We start from the raw sequence: 16,310 nt of genomic DNA on the forward strand, positions 1-16,310 counted from the left end.
ACGCCCGTAAGATGAACGGGCCGTGAACGGAAGGACACCATGGCCCTGCACCGCGTGCGCTCCAGCAGCGCACTGACCTACCGCTTCTACGGCATCCTCGACGTCGTCCTCCACTCGGGGCACGCCGGCTGGCGTCGGTACTTCGACAACGAGTACGCGCGCATCTCGGACGACGGCACCACGACGACGGCGTCGCTCCGCGTCGACGTGCACGTCACCAAGCGGCCACCGAAGCCGGAGCCCGGCGACATCGTGCGCACCGATCGCTTCAAGGGCCTGTTCCGCTACTCGTACATCGTCCGGGGCATCGACACGGACCACGTCTCGATCTGGTTCCGCCACCACCCGGTCGACCGCGTCTACATGAACGCCATCGGTGTGTACCTGCAGGCGCAGGTGCTCGAGCCGATCGTCTACGCGAAGCTCCTCGAAGAGGACGTCCTGCTCCTGCACGCGGGCGGGGTCGCGTCGACCGAGAAGGGCTTCCTGCTGCCCGCGTACGGCGGCACCGGCAAGACGACGCTCTCGATGTCCCTGATGGCGGCCGGCTACAAGCTGCTCGGCGACGACCTGCTGTTCGTCGAACTCGCCACCGGCCGCGTGCACCCGTACGCACGACCCTGCACGTCTTCACCTACAACATCCGCAACCTGGTGAACGCGCGGATCCCCACGAAGTACCAGGTCGCTGTCTACACCAAGAACGTCCTGCGGTGGGTGCTCGAGCGTGTGCTGCGCCGCGAGTTCCTCATCTCGACACGGATCCACGCGGACGAGCTGTACTCGGGCGACGTGTTCGCGCACGCCGTCCCGTACACGGCCATCGGGTTCCTCCGGAAGACCGGACCCGCGGTCGAGCAGGTCCGGATCACGGCGGAGAACGTCGACGAGCTCGCCGACGCGATCGCCGCGTCGGAGGACCTGAACGACAGCATGCTGGCCATCCTCGGTGACGACGCCGACCGGGCTGCGGCGTTCGTGGCGCTCGAGCACGACGTCATCGTCCGCCTGCTCGTGCAGTTCGACCGCCTGCTCTACGTGAACACCCGCGCGATGGACCTCGCACACCCCGACCAGCTCGTCGCCGAGCTCGAGCGCGGGTCCTTGGCGAACGCGTGAGCGTCGACTGACCCGCAGCGCTCCCGGACGATCAGTCCGCGCCGCGCAGCTTCCGGAGGCCGGCCGACGCGGCGTCGAGCAGCACGCGCGCCCGGGCGTCGAACGAGTGGTCGGCGGCGACCCGGGCGGCCACGCGGGCTCGCTCGGCGGCCGACGGCCACGCACGGTCCGGCGCGAGCAGCGCCGCCAGGTCGCCACGGTCCCGCGCGACCGCGAGCGTCGGGACGTCGAGGACGTCGGCGATCCCCTCCACCGGGTCGGTGACCACGACCCCGCCGGCGGCGAGGACGTCGAACACCCGGTTGGACACGAACCCGCCGGCCGCCATGTCGTCCCAGTGGTCGTTGAGCACCACCCTCGCCGAGGCGTAGGCGGTCGCCACCTCGCTGCGCGCCAGTGACGGTTCGCCGAGCGAACCGGCCGGCACCAGACCGTCCCATCCCGGGCCGTGCACGCGGAGGTCCGCGCCGAGCGCCACGGCGTCCGCCACGAGGGCCGGACCACACCGCGGGTCGACCCGACGAACACGACGCGACCGGCGTCAGGACCCTGCGCCGGGACCGGTCGGAACACGGCTGGGTCCGTCGCCTGCAGCAACGGGGCGACCGGCACACCGGAGCGTGCGGACGCCGCCGCCGCCCACGCGGGGCCGGCCGCGAACGCACGGTCGAACGACCGCAACTCGGTGTCCGCCACGTCGTCGGGGTGGCTGATCACCCAGAGCAGGTTGACCGACGCGGGGTTCGGCGGCACGCGGTCGAGCCCACGGATCACCAGGGTCGCGTCGTCCGCGGCGTCGTCGTCCCGCACGTGCGCGTCGCGCCGGTCGATCCGGACACGCTGTCCGAGCCGTTCGAGCGCACCCGCCAGCTCGGCGGCGAAGTGCACGTCGCCCCAGCCGTCGCCCCCGGGTCCGGCCGGCGCGGCGATCTTCAGCGACCAGACGAGGGCCTCGGTGTCGCCGGCCGATCGAGTCGTCGGCGACACGGGGCGTGCCCCCACGGCGGCAGCGGCGGCCCGGCCACGACGCGCTCTGCCTCCGGCGCGCGGTCGCGCCACACGCTGAACGCGTCGACGGTCGCGGCGTCGACCGTGCGGCCGGGCTCCACCGAACGGCTCGCCGCCGCGACCACGCGCACCGGCCCGCCGTGCACGTCCGCGGCCGCGCGGGTCCAGGCCGTCAGCGTCATGCGTTCGTCCGGGAGGCACGGTGCCGGTACCACGGACGAGCCCGGCACCGCGAGCACCGGTTGGTCCACCGCGAACACGGTGTCGACGTCGGCGCTGCTCCCCGACGACGGCAGGGCCCCGGGCGGAGGAGACGAGCGCCGGACCGGACCGAGCCGTCCGGCAGCAGCACCCGGGCCTGGGCGACCGAGTCGGCCGTCGCGAGCGCCAGGAGCCCCTCGGCGTCGATCGTCACCGAGGTGTCGAGCAGCACCAGCGTCCGCCCCACACCGGCAGCGACCCCGGCGTTGATCGCCGAGCCGATGCCGTCGACCGGTTCCGGGCGCACCCACGGCAGTCCGCGGTCGAACGGGTCACGCGGCGAAGCGTCGGCGACGTAGCTCACCGCACGGACGTCGGCAGCGGGGCCGAAGGCCTGACGGGCGACGGTGACCAGGCGGTCGACCTCGTCGTGCCGGTCGGACCGGGTCGTGACGAGGACCGTGACGTCGCGGTCCAGGTGCGGCAGCGGGCCGTCGAAGCCGGTCACGCGGACGACGGCAGCCGCCGGTGCGGGCACGGGGCGGGACACCTGGTCGGGCTCGACGGCCGCCGTCGTACCGCGACGACGACGACCGAACCAACCAGGACCGGGGTCACGTGCGGGTCAGGAGCCGAGCAGACGCTGGAGGTAGACGCCGTAGCCGCCCTTGACGAGCGGCGCGGCCAGCTCGGCGAGCTGCGCGTCGTCGATCCAGCCGTTGCGCCAGGCGATCTCCTCGATGCACCCGATCTTGAAGCCCTGACGGTCCTCGATGACCTTCACGTACTCGGACGCCTGCATCATCGACTCGAACGTGCCGGTGTCGAGCCAGGCCGTGCCGCGGTCGAGGACCTGGACGCCGAGCTCGCCGGCTTCGAGGTACCGCTCGTTGACCGTCGAGATCTCGAGCTCGCCACGGGCGCTCGGCTCGATCGTCTTCGCGATCTCGATGACCTTGTTGTCGTAGAAGTACAGACCGGGGACGGCGTAGTTCGACTTCGGCTCGGCCGGCTTCTCCTCGATGGAGACGGCCGAGAAGTCGTCGTCGAACTCGACGACGCCGTAGGCCTTCGGGTCGGCCACGTGGTACGCGAAGATCGTCGCACCCGCGACCTCGGTGTTCTTCTTCAGGCTCGTGCCGAGGCCGGTGCCGTGGAAGATGTTGTCGCCGAGGACGAGGGCGACGCTGTCGTCACCGATGAAGTCCTCGCCGATGACGAACGCCTGCGCGAGACCGTCCGGGGAGGGCTGCACGGCGTAGTGGATCTCCATGCCGAGGGCGGAGCCGTCGCCGAGCAGGGCCTTGAACTGCTCGTTGTACTCCGGCGTCGTGATGACGAGCACTTCGCGGATGCCGGCCATCATGAGCGTCGACAGCGGGTAGTAGACCATCGGCTTGTCGTAGATCGGCATGAGCTGCTTGCTGATGCCCTTGGTGATCGGCCAGAGGCGCGTGCCGGATCCACCGGCGAGGATGATGCCCTTCATCGGGATCGCTTCCTTACTTCGTTACTTCGTCGTGCGGAGGGACTCGGTGTAGGCGACGCACTCTTCGTACGTCGGCAGCAGACCGGCGGCCGCGGCCGCTTCGAGCGTCGGGGCGCTGGTGTCCTTCTCGGACAGCACCGGGTCGCCGATGCCGTCCGGCAGCGCGAGTCCGACGGTCGGGTCGAGGATCGTGATCCCCTTCTCGCGCTCGGGGTCGTAGTGCGCGCTGACCAGGTAGTTCACGGTCGACTGGTCCTCGAGCGCGACGATCGCGTGACCGAGGCCCTCGGACAGGTACACGGCCTTGCGGTCGACGTCGTCGATGCGGACCGAGTCCCACTGCCCGAACGTCGGCGAACCGACGCGGATGTCGACGATGTAGTCGATGAAGGCGCCGCGGACGGCGGTCACGTACTTCGCCTGGCTCGGGGCGACGAGGGCGTAGTGGATCCCGCGGGCGACGCCGGCCGACGAGATCGACATGTTCACCTGGCGGAGGTCCAGCGGGTGGCCGACCGTCTCTTCGAGGACGTCGGCGCGGTACGCCTCGAGGAAGGCTCCTCGTGCGTCGCCGTGCTGGACGGGCGTGAACTCCCACGCGCCGGGGATCTTGAGTTCGCGGATCTGCACTGCTGCACCCTACCAAGCCGCCCGGACGCCCACCGGCGGCAGGCCGGACCTGCACCGATCCCTGCGGTCGCATAGGCTGTCCTGGCCTCGCGCACCTGCCGGAACCCAGAAACGAGACACTGCGTACCCGTGAAGCTCTTCATCCAGATCCCCTGCCTCAACGAGGAGAACACCCTCGCGAGCGTCCTCGACTCCATCCCACGGCGGATCGACGGCATCGACGAGATCGAGGTCCTCGTCATCAACGACGGCAGCACGGACCGCACCGTCGAGGTGGCGAAGGAGCACGGTGTGCGGCACTTCGTGCACCACACCACGAACATGGGTCTCGCCCGGTCGTTCCGCGACGGGGTGGACTACGCCCTGCTCCACGGCGCCGACATCGTCGTGAACACCGACGGCGACAACCAGTACCCCCAGGCGCAGATCGCCGAGCTCGTGCAGCCGATCCTCCGCCAGGAAGCCGAGATCGTCATCGGCGACCGCCAGACGCGCACGATCGAGCACTTCTCCGGGTTCAAGAAGCTCATGCAGCGCTTCGGCTCCTGGGTGGCGTCGCGCGCAGCCGGACTCGACCTGCCCGACGCGGCGAGCGGCTTCCGTGCGTACTCGAAGTACTCGCTCATCCGTCTGAACATCGTGACGCGCTTCAGCTACTGCATGGAGACCATCGTGCAGGCCGGGTACAAGCGTCTGGCGATCGCCTCGATCCCGATCACGACGAACCCGAAGACCCGCGAGTCGCGGCTGTTCAGCAACATCTGGCAGCACATGTTCCAGTCCGGGTCCGCCATCGCCCGCGTGTACCTGATGTACCGCCCGATGGCGCTGTTCGCCTGGGTCGCCGCGATCCTCGGTGCGCTCGGCGCCTGGCCGCTCGTCCGCTACCTGGTGCTCCTCGCCATGCACACGGGCGGGAACCACCTGCAGTCGATCATCCTCGGCGTGGTCCTGCTCATCACCGCCCTGTTGGCGGTCGTGATCGGGGTCGTCGCCGACCTGACGCGACTGAACCGCACCCTGGCCGAGGAACAGCTCGACCTGCAGAAGCTGCAGCGGTATGGCGACTGAGCGCGTGGCGGACCGCCTCGACCGACGGACCCGCTTCGCGCTCTGGCTCCGCCGTCCCCAGGGATGGGTGGAGATCGTCGCATGGGCAGCACTGGTGGCGTTCGTGGTGTTCACGATCGGGCCCGCGCTCATCGGCCACGGCACCTTCCTGAACACCGGCCTGCTCAACCGGTACACGCCGTGGGGTGAGTCCTTCGAGACCACCACGGGGTCGACCAACATCCTGACGAGCGACACGCTGGACAGCGTGTTCCCGCAGACCACGCTGCTGGTGCGGAGCGCACACGAGGGCGTGTTCGCCGCGTGGAACCCATTCGTCGCCGGTGGCGTCGAACTCGGCGGGGTGCCGAACTCCGGTGCGTGGTCGCCGCTGTCGCTGCCGTGGTGGATCCTGCCGTTCAGCTACGCGCCGGGTGCGGTGAAGCTGCTCGAGATCGTGGCCGTCACCGTCGGCATGTCGCTCCTGCTGCGCCGGTGGAGCGTCCCACGAGCCGCCTGGCCGATCGCCTCGCTGGTCTTCGCCTCGTCTGGCTTCATGGTGGCGTGGTCGAACTGGCCGCAGACCCGCGTCGCCGCGTTCATCCCCCTGCTCTTCTGGGCCATCGACCGTGCCGCGGTCGAGCTCCGGGCGCGCGACGTCATCGGCGTCGGGGCCGTCGTGGCCTCGATGCTGCTCGGCGGCTTCCCCGCCGTGGTCGGCTACGGCCTCTTCGTCGGCGGGATCTTCTTCCTGGCCCGCACGATCGTCGCCCACCGTGCGCTGCGGGGCGTGGTCCTCAGCGGACTGATCGCCATGGGCGGCATCGTCTTCGGCCTGCTGCTCTCGGCGTGGCAACTCCTGCCCTTCGCGATCAGCGCCTCGAACGTCGTCGACTTCGGCGGCCGCGGACAGCACGGCGGGAGCGGACTCGGGTCGCGGCCGATGGTCACGTCGTGGATCCCCGACGTCTCGTTCCTCGGCAGCTCCGGTGCCGCGTGGAGCAACCGCAACCCGGTCGAGGAGTACTCCTACATCGGCATCGCCGCGGTCGTGCTCATCGCCGCCGCGGTGCTCATCCGTCCGGCCACGAGCCAGCTGTCGGCCGACCGAGGCGTCCTCGCCCGCCGTCGCACCCGTGGTGTCCTGACGATCGTCGCCGCGATGCTGGCCTTCAGCGTCGTCCTCGTGTTCCTCGGCGGCCCGATCCTCGCCGCGGCCCGGGAACTCCCCGTCTTCGACAGCAACCCGATCGGTCGCGCCCGCGTGGTCGTCGGGTTCTTCGCAGCGGCACTCGCCGGCATCGGCTTCGGTCGCGTCGTCGAGCCGGAGACCCTGCGTGACGAACTCGCCCGCTTCCGTGCCGCGAGCCGCTCCGCCGGACCGGCCGGATCGTCGCGATCGTCCTCGTCGTGCTGTTCACGCTGTCCATCGGGCTGCAGACGATGCTCGCGCTCGAGGCGGTCCCGACCGAGTACGTCCACCAGACCAAGGTCGAGGCCCTGACGGTCGGCATCATCGGCGCCGCCGTGGGTGTCGCCGTGCTGCTCGCCTGGTTCTTCCGGTCGCGCGTGGTCCACGTCCTGGTGGCCGTGGCGATCGCCGCGATGGTCGTCGTCCCCGCGATCTCGGCCACGCAGAAGTGGTGGCCGATCGCGTCGCTCTCGACCTTCTACCCGACGACGCCGGCGCTCGCGTACCTGCAGCAGAACGTCTCCGACCAGGAGCGCTACGCCACCACCGGCAGTGCCACGCTGCCCGGCTCGGCCACGTACTACGGGATCCGCTCGGTCACGGGGCACGCGTTCCAGACCAAGGAGTGGAAGCAGCTCATGCGGTCGCTCGACCCGGACACGTACCCGACCGCCACGTACCTGAGCTTCTCGCCCAACCTGATCCCGTCGCTCGTCGAGTCGCCGATCCTCGACCGCGTCGCGACGAAGTACCTCGTCGCCGACCCCTCGGCACCGCTCGCCGGGACCACCGAGGACGGCGACTCCCAGACGAAGTGGTCCGACCTCACCGCGGACAACCCGTCGGTCGACTCGGCGACGAACAGCGGTCCGCTCAACGGCATCACGATCACCGGCCCCCGGCGCTGACGACGTCGAAGGGCGGCATGACCATGACGGTCGCGGTGATCGCCGACGGCACCGGCAAGACGCTGGCGAAGACCGAGAGCTGGGTGCCGGCGCTCGGCGGCGGACGGAACATCGCCCTGCCCGGCTCGGACATCCCCGCGGACACGAAGTGGCACGTCCGCATCACGATCACGGGGCAGTCCAAGCTCGTGCCGATCGGCACCGACGACGACGGCCACGCGGTGATGAGCATCACCCGACCGGTCTCCGGCGACGGCGTGTCCGTCGTGCACACGGGCGACGCCACCGTCTACGAGCGCGACTCGGCGCTCGATCGGGTGCGGTGGGCGTCGGACCAGCAGGTCGTGTCCACGGCCGCCGACCGGATCCGCACGCTCGCGGACCCGTCACTACCCGACGACACGGTCGTCCTGAACCGCACGCCCGACCACACGGCCGGGGGCGGCGACGCCACCGTCGACCTGCAGGACGGCGACACGAACGAGACCGTGGCGGACGTCGACGCGTCCGCGGGCGGCTGGCTCGTCGTGGCCGACTCGGTGCTGCGCCCCGGCTGGAGCGCCACGGTGGACGGCGAACCCAGCGACCTCGTCACGGCGGACAACGCCGGTGGCGCGGTCTGGGTGCCGAAGGGCCAGCACACCGTCCGCCTGCACTACGCGGTCCCCCGCGCAGCGATCGGTGGCCTGGTCACCGGCGGCGCGATCCTGGTGGCCGTCGCGGCCTCGGTGCTCGTTTCCGTGTCCGTCCGGCGCCGACGACGACGCCGACCGGCAGACCCCGGCGACGGCCCGGTCACCGGTCCCGACGGCGACGCGACGGACGGTCCCGACGACCGTTCGGCCGACACCCTAGAATCAGCAGTCGATCCAACGCCAACGGCAACGCCAAGGAACCAGACCACGTGAAGATCCTCGTCACCGGCGGAGCCGGATTCATCGGCTCGAACTTCGTCCGTCGCACCCTGCAGGACGCCTACCCCGGCCTGGAGGGCGCCGAGGTCGTCGTCTACGACGCCCTCACCTACTCCGGCAACGAGGCGAACCTCGCCCCGGTCGCGGACTCCCCCGCTACACCTTCGTGCACGGCGACATCCGCGACGCCGCGAAGCTCGACGAGGTCGTCCCCACAGTCGACGCGATCGTGCACTTCGCCGCCGAGTCCCACGTCGACCGATCGGTCCGCGACTCCGGCATCTTCGTCGAGACGAACGTCGTCGGTACCCAGCGTCTGCTCGACGCCGCGCTCCGCCACGGCACCGAGCGCTTCGTGCACGTCTCCACCGACGAGGTCTACGGCTCCATCAGCGAGGGTTCGTGGGACGAGGAGCGCCCGCTCGAACCGAACTCGCCGTACTCGGCGTCGAAGGCCGGCAGCGACCTGCTCGCCCGCAGCTACCACCGCACCCACGGGCTGAACCTGTCGATCACGCGGTGCTCGAACAACTACGGGCCGTACCACTTCCCCGAGAAGGTCATCCCGCTGTTCGTCACGAACCTCATCGACGACGTGCACGTCCCGCTCTACGGCGAGGGCAACAACATCCGCGACTGGCTGCACGTCGACGACCACACCCGCGGCATCGCGATGGTCCTGACCCGCGGCCGCGCCGGCGAGATCTACAACATCGGTGGCGGCACCGAGCTCACCAACAAGGAGCTCACGCAGCTGCTGCTCGACGCCACCGGCAAGGACTGGTCGTACGTCGACCGCGTCGCCGACCGGCTCGGGCACGACCTGCGCTACTCGGTCGACATCTCGAAGATCCAGGCCGAGCTCGGCTACGAGCCGCAGGTCCCCTTCGAGCAGGGCCTGGCCGACGTCGTGCAGTGGTACCGCGACAACCGTTCGTGGTGGGAGCCGCTCAAGGAGCGCGCAGCGATCGCATGACCAGGTACCTCATCACCGGCGCCGCCGGCATGCTCGGCCGTGACCTCCAGGCCGCGCTCGCCGGCCGCGACGTCACGGCACGCTCGCGCGCCGAGCTCGACATCACCGACCCGGCCGCGGTGGACGCCGCCGTCGCCGGGCACGACGTCGTGATCAACTCCGCCGCGTACACGAAGGTCGACGACGCCGAGGACCACGAGGACGACGCCTTCGCCGTCAACGCGACCGGCCCGAAGCTCCTGGCCGAGGCCGCGGTCCGCCACGGTGCGAAGCTCGTCACGGTGTCGACGGACTACGTCTTCGACGGCAACGGCACCGCCCCGTACGCCGAGGACGCGCCGACCGACCCGATCAACGCCTACGGCCGTACCAAGGCCGCGGGCGAGGCGTTCGTGCGCGAGATCGCTCCGGACACGTCGTACGTCGTGCGCACCGCCTGGATCTACGGTGCGCACGGGCCGAACTTCGCCGCGACGATGCTCCGGCTGGCCGGCTCGCACGACACCGTGAGCGTCGTCACCGACCAGATCGGTCAGCCGACGTGGACCGGCGACCTCGCCGCGCGGATCGTCGAGCTCGTCGACGGGGACGCCCCCGCTGGCGTCTACCACGGCACGAACGCCGGGCAGGGGTCGTGGTTCGACTTCACCCGCGCCATCTACTCCGCGCTCGGGCTCGACCCCGAGCGCGTCCTGCCGACGGACAGCGCGGCGTTCGTCCGTCCGGCGCCGCGCCCGGCGTACAGCGTGCTCGGACACGACGGCTGGTCGCGCGCCGGCCTCGCGCCGATGCGCGACTGGCGTGAGGCGCTGCGCGCCGCGGTGGCCGCAGGAGCGTTGACGGCGTAGGCACGGCAGTCGACCGGGAGGCCCGGATCACGTCCGCCGCATCGCGGACGTGATCCGGGCCTCCGTCTCGGTCCCCTGCCGCACCCCGCCGGCGGCGCTCAGGGGCCGGCCCGCCCGCCCTGGTAGGGTCGGGCAGCCGGGCGCCGGGCCGGTCCTCGGCCCCATCACCACGACGAGGAGACCAGCACCATGACCACCCTCCACGTCCTCGTCGACCAGGTCGTCGCCCCCGTTCCGGGCGGCATCGGGCGGTACGCCGAAGAGCTCGCCCGGCACCTCGTCGCCAACGCGCCGACCGGCTGCGACGTGGCCGGGGTCGTGTCGGCGGTCGGCTCCGACGAGATGGCCCACCTGCGCACGCTGCTGCCCGGTCTGTCCGACCTGCAGCGTCTGCCGCTGGCCCGCCGTGAACTCTCGCTCGCGTGGCAGGGCGGCTTCGTCGGTGGCATCGCGAAGGGCATGGTGCACGCGCCGAGCGTCCTCGCTCCCCTGGTCAAGCACGACCGCTTCCAGGACCCGGGCCGGCAGACCGTCGTCACCGTGCACGACACCGTGCCGTGGACGAACCCCGAGACCCTGACGCCCCGCGGCGTCCACTTCCACAAGGCGATGGTGAAGCGCGCGTGGAAGCACGCCGATGCCGTCGTCGTGCCCACCCACGCGGTCGCGAGCGCGCTGAACGAGATCCACCGGTTCGACGACCGACTCCGGGTCATCGGCGGCGCCCCGAGCGGTCGGCTGCGGCTGCCCGTCGACGCCGACCTGCGCGCCGAGCGTCTCGGCCTGCCGGACCGCTACGTACTGGCCGTCGGCACGCTCGAACCGCGCAAGGCGCTCGGGTCCCTGATCGAGGCGCTCGCGCACCCCGACGCCCCCGCCGACATCCCGCTCGTCATCTCCGGCCCGGACGGCTGGGGCGACGTCGACGTGTACGGCACCGCCGAACGCGCCGGGCTCGCCCGCGACCGGGTGAAGGTGCTCGGACGGATCGACGACGCCGACCTCGCCGTGGTCTACGACCGAGCCACGGTGTTCGTGTTCCCGAGCCTCGCCGAGGGGTTCGGGCTACCCGTGATCGAGGCGATGAGCTTCGGGACCCCGGTCATCCACTCCGACGACCCCGCCGTGGCCGAGGTCGCGTCGGACGCCGGCGTGACCGTCGCACGGAGCCCGCGGGACTCCTACCCGGAACGGATCGCGCAGGCGGTCTACCAGGTGGTCAACGACCCCATGCTGGCCGGGCAGCTCGCCGTCGCCGGACCCGACCGGGCCCGCATGTACGACTGGAGCGACTCGGCCGCCGAGACCTGGCAGCTGCACGCCGACCTCTGACGCCTCGGGCGTCAGCCCTTGTAGGCGTAGGTGGCGACCCAGTCGATGCACAGGTGCCCGGTGGCGCCCCAGTTGCCCACCTGGAACATGTAGCGGTGCGCGGTCTTCGGCACGTGCTTCGTGATCTTCTTGATCACCTTGCCGTCGAGGCGGTAGCTGACGGACTTCCCCGGCACCCAGTCGATCGAGTAGGTGTGCCAGGAGCGCCACGTGACGCCGGTGCTCATGCTCGTCGCGTTGGCCTCTTGCCCGGGCGTCATCGAGTGGTGGTGCAGCATCGGCTTCTGGTCGAAGTTCGCCTCGGGGTAGTCGATCTCGCCGTCCGACCACTTGTCCGACGAGGGCCACAGCATGAAGGCCGCGCCGTTCCCGTTGCCGCCGAGGGCCTTGGCGCGGACGATGAACTTCCCGCCCTTGTGTCCCCAGGCCCCGGTCGGGGTGCCGAAGGTCCCGGCGGAGCCGTGCTTGCCGTCCAGCTTCACGTCCATGTACCCGTCGTGCGCGCTGATCTGCGCGCCCGAGTAGTACATCCCCCCGGTGCCGTCCGGGTAGGGCTGCCACGACTTCGCGTAGGTCTTCGCGAACACGCCGTTGGCGGCCGCAGGGGTGTTGAAGTTCTCGCGGAAGGTGAGCTTGAACGCCCCGACGTCCGCGGTCGGTGCCGAGCTGGCGGACGCTGCGGTCCCCGACCCGAACGGTCCTGCGACGAGCACGGCGCCGAGGAGCACGACGGTGAGCGCGGCCCGCTTGGTTGCGTGTTGGTGCATGAGCTGTCACTCCCTGACGTGACGGTTCGCACCCGTTCCCGTGGGTGCCGGGTGGCCGGATCTCGACCACCCGCCGTTCACCGTAGTTGCGAAGTGCAGCCCGCGCGCGGGGTTGACAGCGCCGACGTATCCCCAGTACGCGGGGGTTGCAGAACGTTCCGTCCACGCCGGGAAAGTGCTGATCAGCACCGTGTTGCGTCCCCCGTTCTGGGGAGGAGCGCAGCAGCCTGCGGTGTGCTGCGGAGACGCCGTCGTGTTGCTGCGGTGTGCTGCGGAGACGCCGTCGTGCGGGTCCCTAGAGGGAGTCGCGCAGACGCGCAGCCTTCTCCTCGACGAGTCGCTCGAGGCCGTCGGCGTAGTCGGTCAGGCGAGCTGCGACCGCGGGCTCCGAGGTGCCGATGATCCGCGCGGCGAGCAGTCCGGCGTTCGCGGCACCGTTGATGGCCATCGTCGCCACCGGGATGCCGGCCGGCATCTGCACGATCGACAGCAGCGAGTCGAGGCCGTCGAGCCGTGCGAGCTGCACGGGGACGCCGATCACGGGCAGCGTGGTCATCGACGCCACCATGCCCGGCAGGTGCGCGGCGCCACCGGCACCGGCGATCACGACGCGGATGCCACGCTCGGCGGCGCCGCGGGCGAACCGGGTCATCTTGTCGGGCGTGCGGTGCGCCGACACGACGTCCGCCTCGAACGGGATGCCGAGCTCGGCGAGGATGTCGGCCGCGGCACGCATCGTCGGCCAGTCGGAGTCCGACCCCATGATGATCGAGACGAGCGGCTGGACGGGTGCGTCGGTGTCGGTCACGCGACGAGCCTAGCCGAGCAGCACGCGCCGCCAGGCGTCGTCGTCGCGGCCGATCGTGCGCTCCTCGGTGACCCACCGGACGGCCCGGTCATCGGCCGTCCCGCGCTCGACGGCGGCGCGCACCGCATCGCGCCAGGCCCCGACGTCGTCCGGCACCGCGACGGCGCCGTGGGCTCGTGCCACGGCGTACGAAGGCCGGTCGGAGACCACCGCGGGCAGGCCGAGCGCGGTGTACTCCAGGAACTTCAGGTCGCTCTTGGCGCGGTTGAACTCCTCGTCGCGGAGGGGCGCGACGCCGGCCCGCCAACGCTCGCGGTGCGCCACGAGCCAGCGGGAGAACGCCGGGTAGTGGCCGTCCGGCACCTCCACACGGCGGAACCAGTCGGCGCCGCCCTCGTCGGTGACCCCGATGACCTCGAGCCGGATCGGTGTGCCGTCGGCGGTGGCCAGGTCGGTGAAGACGTCGCGCAGCAGTTCGAGGTCGGCCGCGTGGGTGAGCGTGCCCATGTAGAGCACCCGGTGCTCGCCGTGCGGGCGCTCGTCGTCGTCCTCGGTCGATCCGGGTGTCCAGAGTCCGGGGTCGAGGGCGTTCGGTACCACCGTGACCTCGCGCGCGACCGGACGCACGACGTCGGCGAGTTCCGGCGTGCTCACCACGACCACGTCGGCGCCGCGGACCAGTGCATCGATCGAGGCGAGGCGGTCCGGGTCGTACTCGGCCCGCGACAACCGCTCGCGTCCGGAGTCGGTGAAGAAGTCGTCGTCGACCTCTGCGACGACGCGGATCCCCCGTGCTGCGGCCACGTCGAGGAACGTCTGCACCGCGTTGCGCGGCAGGTTGTCCCGCTGGACGATGACCGCGGTGTACGGGGTCGTGTCCGTCCCGTCGACGAACGCGCCGGGGTCGACCTGCCGGACCCCCGCGGTCCCGCTCGCGGCCAGGTGTTCGGTCCGCCGGACGACCCGCACGTGGGCGGACGCGGGGTGCGCGCCGCCGCCGCCCGCGACGACGTAGCCCAGGACCGGCAGCGGTGTGGGCACGGGCACGGCGACTCGCGGCCCGGGTGCGGTGGCGGCGGGTGCGGTGGCGGGTGCGCCCATGACGGCTCGGCGCAGTCGGCGAGCGGCCCGGCGGACGAGATCACGCGGCATCCGCCCATCATCCCGCACGGAGCGACCTCGCCACGCCGCACCGTCAGCGCCGCACCGTCAGCGCCGCACCGTCAGCGCCGCCCGACCGTCACCGTCCGGCAGGCACCCACGAGCCGGTCCGCCCCGAGCCCCACGTTCCGGGCGACCGCGCAGACCTTGTGCTTGCCCGCCGTGACGGACACCGTGCCGGCGAACCCGTGCGCAGCACCGGCACCCCAGGTCCGGTCGACGTCGGCGCGCGTCCGGCCCGCTGACAACGACTGCACCCGCCGTCCGTCGACGCTGACCACCACCGAGGTCGCGGTCGTCACGGCGTCGCCGTCGAACGCCCAGCCGCGCAGGGCCACACCGCCGGACACCGCCTGCACCGACTCGAGGGAGCCGTACGGATCGTGCCGGAAGGCGCGGACGGTGGCGCACCCGAGCGTGGTGTCCGAGCCGGCGCCGATGTTGACCGCGGTCACGCAGACCCGGCGAGCGCCGGCAGCAGCGGGGACGACGGCCTCGAAGCCGTGGGTCGCCCCGACACCAGCGGCCGCGTCGACGTCGCTGCGGCGGAGTCCGGCGGTCACGGCTCCCGCGGCGACGCCGTCGACCGTGGCGCGGACCCGGACGGGCTGGGTGGGGTCGTCCTCGTCGAAGGCCCAACCCCGGACCCGGACACCACCACCGGTGCCGGCGACCACGTCGAGCGATCCCTGCGGAGCGAGGTCGGCCGCGGGGACTCCGAGGCGGGCGTTCGCGACCAGGGCCTGGGCGTAGGCGGACCACCACTTGCCCGCAGCCGGGGCGCCGTTGCAGGTGCCGTCGCTCGCGCCGGGGGTCTTCACCCACAGCAGGGCGTCGAGTGCGGTGCCGTCGGCGACGACCCGGGGCGAGGTGCCGAGTCCGGCGCCGGGACCGTTGCACCAGGTCCCGCGCCAGCCCTGTCCGTTCCGCGAGGTGTCGATCACGTAGTGCGAGCCACCGGTCGCAGCGGACACCTTCTGCGCGTAGGCCTGCTCCTGGGCGGTCGGGTAGTAGTTGGCGACGTTCGTGAAGAACCCGCGGGCCTGCTGCACGCCCGCGCTGTTCAGCCGGGCCGCCATGGTCGCCGGCGGCACCCAGTTCGAGTTGCCGGCGTCCAGGTACGCGGGCACCCCGGCGGCGGTGAGCCCGGCGACGGTGCGGGAGAGGATCCGGTAGCGCTGGTCGTCGAGCGTGGTGCTGCACTTCGCGTTGCTGAGCATCGCGAGGGAGTCCGGCTCGACGATCACGGCGGCGCGGTGCCCAGTGAGCGCGGCGGTCACCTGGTCGACCCAGGCGTCGTAGGAGGATTCCGAGAACCCGCCGGCGGAGTACCCGCCGCAGTCCCGGTCCGGGATCGCGTACAACACGAACACCGGGGTGGTGCCGGAGTCGTCGGCGCCGGTGACCGCAGCGCTGATCGTCTTGGTCAACTGGGCGCCCTGGGTCCACTCGCCGAGCCAGGTCGCGACGGGGTACCGCGCGATCGTCGAGGCTGCGGCGGCACCGGCGGGGTCCGCGGCGGCGAGCGCGGTGGCCGCCTTGGCTGCTTCGCTCGTGGGTGACCGGTACGGACCGGCACCGTACAGCGACGCAGCCGATGCGGACCGGATCGTCGTGGCGGACGTGGCAGCGGACGCGCCGCTCACCGGCAGCAGCGCGCCGGCGAGGGCGGTGAGTGCGACGGCGGTGCCGCAGACGACAGCACGGCGCGGACGGCGGCGCATGGACACACTCCTCGGACGGTCGACCCCTGACCGGTCCATGGGAACACGGGCCGCTGCCGGTCACCACCCGCCAGTGCGGGTGCCACCCGAGCGGGTGTCGGCAGTCCTGGGGACGCACCTGCGCCCTGGACGCGACCCGCAGACGGACGGGAGGCCCGTGGCGGCGTGGCCACGGGCCTCCGGA

The 16,310-nt window shown here is 71.6% G+C and carries 17 protein-coding genes and 1 pseudogene; 9 read left to right on the forward strand and 9 right to left on the reverse strand.

Annotated elements, in window-relative coordinates; translation table 11 throughout:
- The first annotated feature begins 39 nt into the window (after positions 1 to 39).
- Both ACZZ0J_RS05405 and ACZZ0J_RS05410 read left to right on the forward strand, forming a co-directional pair.
- Positions 40 to 657, forward strand: a complete 618-nt coding sequence (locus ACZZ0J_RS05405) for a hypothetical protein (protein WP_463435316.1) — start codon at positions 40 to 42, stop codon at positions 655 to 657.
- Complete coding sequence (locus ACZZ0J_RS05410; RefSeq protein ID WP_333925684.1) at positions 654 to 1,118, forward strand: hypothetical protein; 465 nt, start codon at positions 654 to 656, stop codon at positions 1,116 to 1,118. Before ACZZ0J_RS05405 ends, ACZZ0J_RS05410 begins: the two co-directional genes overlap by 4 nt.
- A 31-nt stretch (positions 1,119 to 1,149) precedes the next feature.
- Here ACZZ0J_RS05410 and ACZZ0J_RS05415 read toward each other — a convergent pair whose 3' ends face one another.
- The 5 genes from ACZZ0J_RS05415 to ACZZ0J_RS05435 form a co-directional block, all read right to left on the reverse strand.
- Positions 1,150 to 1,608 (reverse strand): glycosyltransferase family protein, encoded by a 459-nt coding sequence (locus ACZZ0J_RS05415; RefSeq protein WP_463435319.1) that lies wholly within the window; start codon positions 1,606 to 1,608, stop codon positions 1,150 to 1,152.
- Positions 1,609 to 2,050: 442 nt separating this feature from the next.
- On the reverse strand, positions 2,051 to 2,308 hold the full coding sequence (locus ACZZ0J_RS05420) for a hypothetical protein (protein WP_463435321.1): 258 nt from the start codon (positions 2,306 to 2,308) through the stop codon (positions 2,051 to 2,053).
- Entirely contained in the window at positions 2,305 to 2,835 is a 531-nt protein-coding gene (locus ACZZ0J_RS05425) for a hypothetical protein (protein WP_463435323.1), read from the reverse strand. The genes ACZZ0J_RS05420 and ACZZ0J_RS05425 overlap by 4 nt, the downstream gene beginning before the upstream one ends.
- A gap of 117 nt (positions 2,836 to 2,952) precedes the next feature.
- On the reverse strand, positions 2,953 to 3,816 hold the full coding sequence (rfbA, locus tag ACZZ0J_RS05430; RefSeq protein WP_463435325.1) for a glucose-1-phosphate thymidylyltransferase RfbA: 864 nt from the start codon (positions 3,814 to 3,816) through the stop codon (positions 2,953 to 2,955).
- A 21-nt stretch (positions 3,817 to 3,837) separates the two neighbouring features.
- On the reverse strand, positions 3,838 to 4,446 hold the full coding sequence (locus ACZZ0J_RS05435; protein ID WP_159573662.1) for a dTDP-4-dehydrorhamnose 3,5-epimerase family protein: 609 nt from the start codon (positions 4,444 to 4,446) through the stop codon (positions 3,838 to 3,840).
- 129 nt (positions 4,447 to 4,575) lie between these two features.
- Here ACZZ0J_RS05435 and ACZZ0J_RS05440 point away from each other — a divergent pair, with 129 nt between their 5' ends.
- The 7 genes and pseudogenes from ACZZ0J_RS05440 (at position 4,576) to ACZZ0J_RS05470 (ending at position 11,666) form a co-directional block, all read left to right on the forward strand.
- A complete protein-coding gene (locus ACZZ0J_RS05440) occupies positions 4,576 to 5,517 on the forward strand; it encodes a glycosyltransferase family 2 protein (protein ID WP_463435328.1) in 942 nt (313 codons plus the stop codon).
- Positions 5,518 to 5,521: 4 nt separating this feature from the next.
- On the forward strand, positions 5,522 to 7,000 hold the full coding sequence (locus tag ACZZ0J_RS05445; RefSeq protein ID WP_463435330.1) for a hypothetical protein: 1,479 nt from the start codon (positions 5,522 to 5,524) through the stop codon (positions 6,998 to 7,000).
- Complete coding sequence (locus ACZZ0J_RS05450) at positions 6,907 to 7,596, forward strand: hypothetical protein (RefSeq protein ID WP_463435332.1); 690 nt, start codon at positions 6,907 to 6,909, stop codon at positions 7,594 to 7,596. Before ACZZ0J_RS05445 ends, ACZZ0J_RS05450 begins: the two co-directional genes overlap by 94 nt.
- Before the next feature lie 17 nt (positions 7,597 to 7,613).
- A complete protein-coding gene (locus tag ACZZ0J_RS05455; protein ID WP_463435334.1) occupies positions 7,614 to 8,504 on the forward strand; it encodes a hypothetical protein in 891 nt (296 codons plus the stop codon).
- Positions 8,501 to 9,486, forward strand: a pseudogene (rfbB, locus tag ACZZ0J_RS05460) (dTDP-glucose 4,6-dehydratase). The gene ACZZ0J_RS05455 and the pseudogene rfbB overlap by 4 nt, the downstream one beginning before the upstream one ends.
- A complete protein-coding gene (gene rfbD, locus ACZZ0J_RS05465) occupies positions 9,483 to 10,334 on the forward strand; it encodes a dTDP-4-dehydrorhamnose reductase (RefSeq protein WP_463435336.1) in 852 nt (283 codons plus the stop codon). The pseudogene rfbB and the gene rfbD overlap by 4 nt, the downstream one beginning before the upstream one ends.
- 189 nt (positions 10,335 to 10,523) lie before the next feature.
- On the forward strand, positions 10,524 to 11,666 hold the full coding sequence (locus tag ACZZ0J_RS05470) for a glycosyltransferase family 4 protein (protein WP_159573666.1): 1,143 nt from the start codon (positions 10,524 to 10,526) through the stop codon (positions 11,664 to 11,666).
- Between the two features lie 11 nt (positions 11,667 to 11,677).
- On the opposite strand, the gene ACZZ0J_RS05475 is transcribed toward ACZZ0J_RS05470, so the two are convergent.
- The 4 genes from ACZZ0J_RS05475 to ACZZ0J_RS05490 form a co-directional block, all read right to left on the reverse strand.
- Positions 11,678 to 12,433, reverse strand: a complete 756-nt coding sequence (locus ACZZ0J_RS05475; RefSeq protein WP_463435339.1) for a glycoside hydrolase family 16 protein — start codon at positions 12,431 to 12,433, stop codon at positions 11,678 to 11,680.
- 295 nt (positions 12,434 to 12,728) lie between these two features.
- Complete coding sequence (purE, locus tag ACZZ0J_RS05480) at positions 12,729 to 13,196, reverse strand: 5-(carboxyamino)imidazole ribonucleotide mutase (RefSeq protein ID WP_228505476.1); 468 nt, start codon at positions 13,194 to 13,196, stop codon at positions 12,729 to 12,731.
- A gap of 54 nt (positions 13,197 to 13,250) precedes the next feature.
- On the reverse strand, positions 13,251 to 14,393 hold the full coding sequence (locus ACZZ0J_RS05485) for a glycosyltransferase family protein (protein WP_463435341.1): 1,143 nt from the start codon (positions 14,391 to 14,393) through the stop codon (positions 13,251 to 13,253).
- 71 nt (positions 14,394 to 14,464) lie between these two features.
- Positions 14,465 to 16,126, reverse strand: a complete 1,662-nt coding sequence (locus ACZZ0J_RS05490) for a glycoside hydrolase family 6 protein (RefSeq protein WP_463435343.1) — start codon at positions 16,124 to 16,126, stop codon at positions 14,465 to 14,467.
- Positions 16,127 to 16,310: the final 184 nt, after the last annotated feature.

This window comes from Curtobacterium sp. AC272 (genome assembly GCF_979258155.1).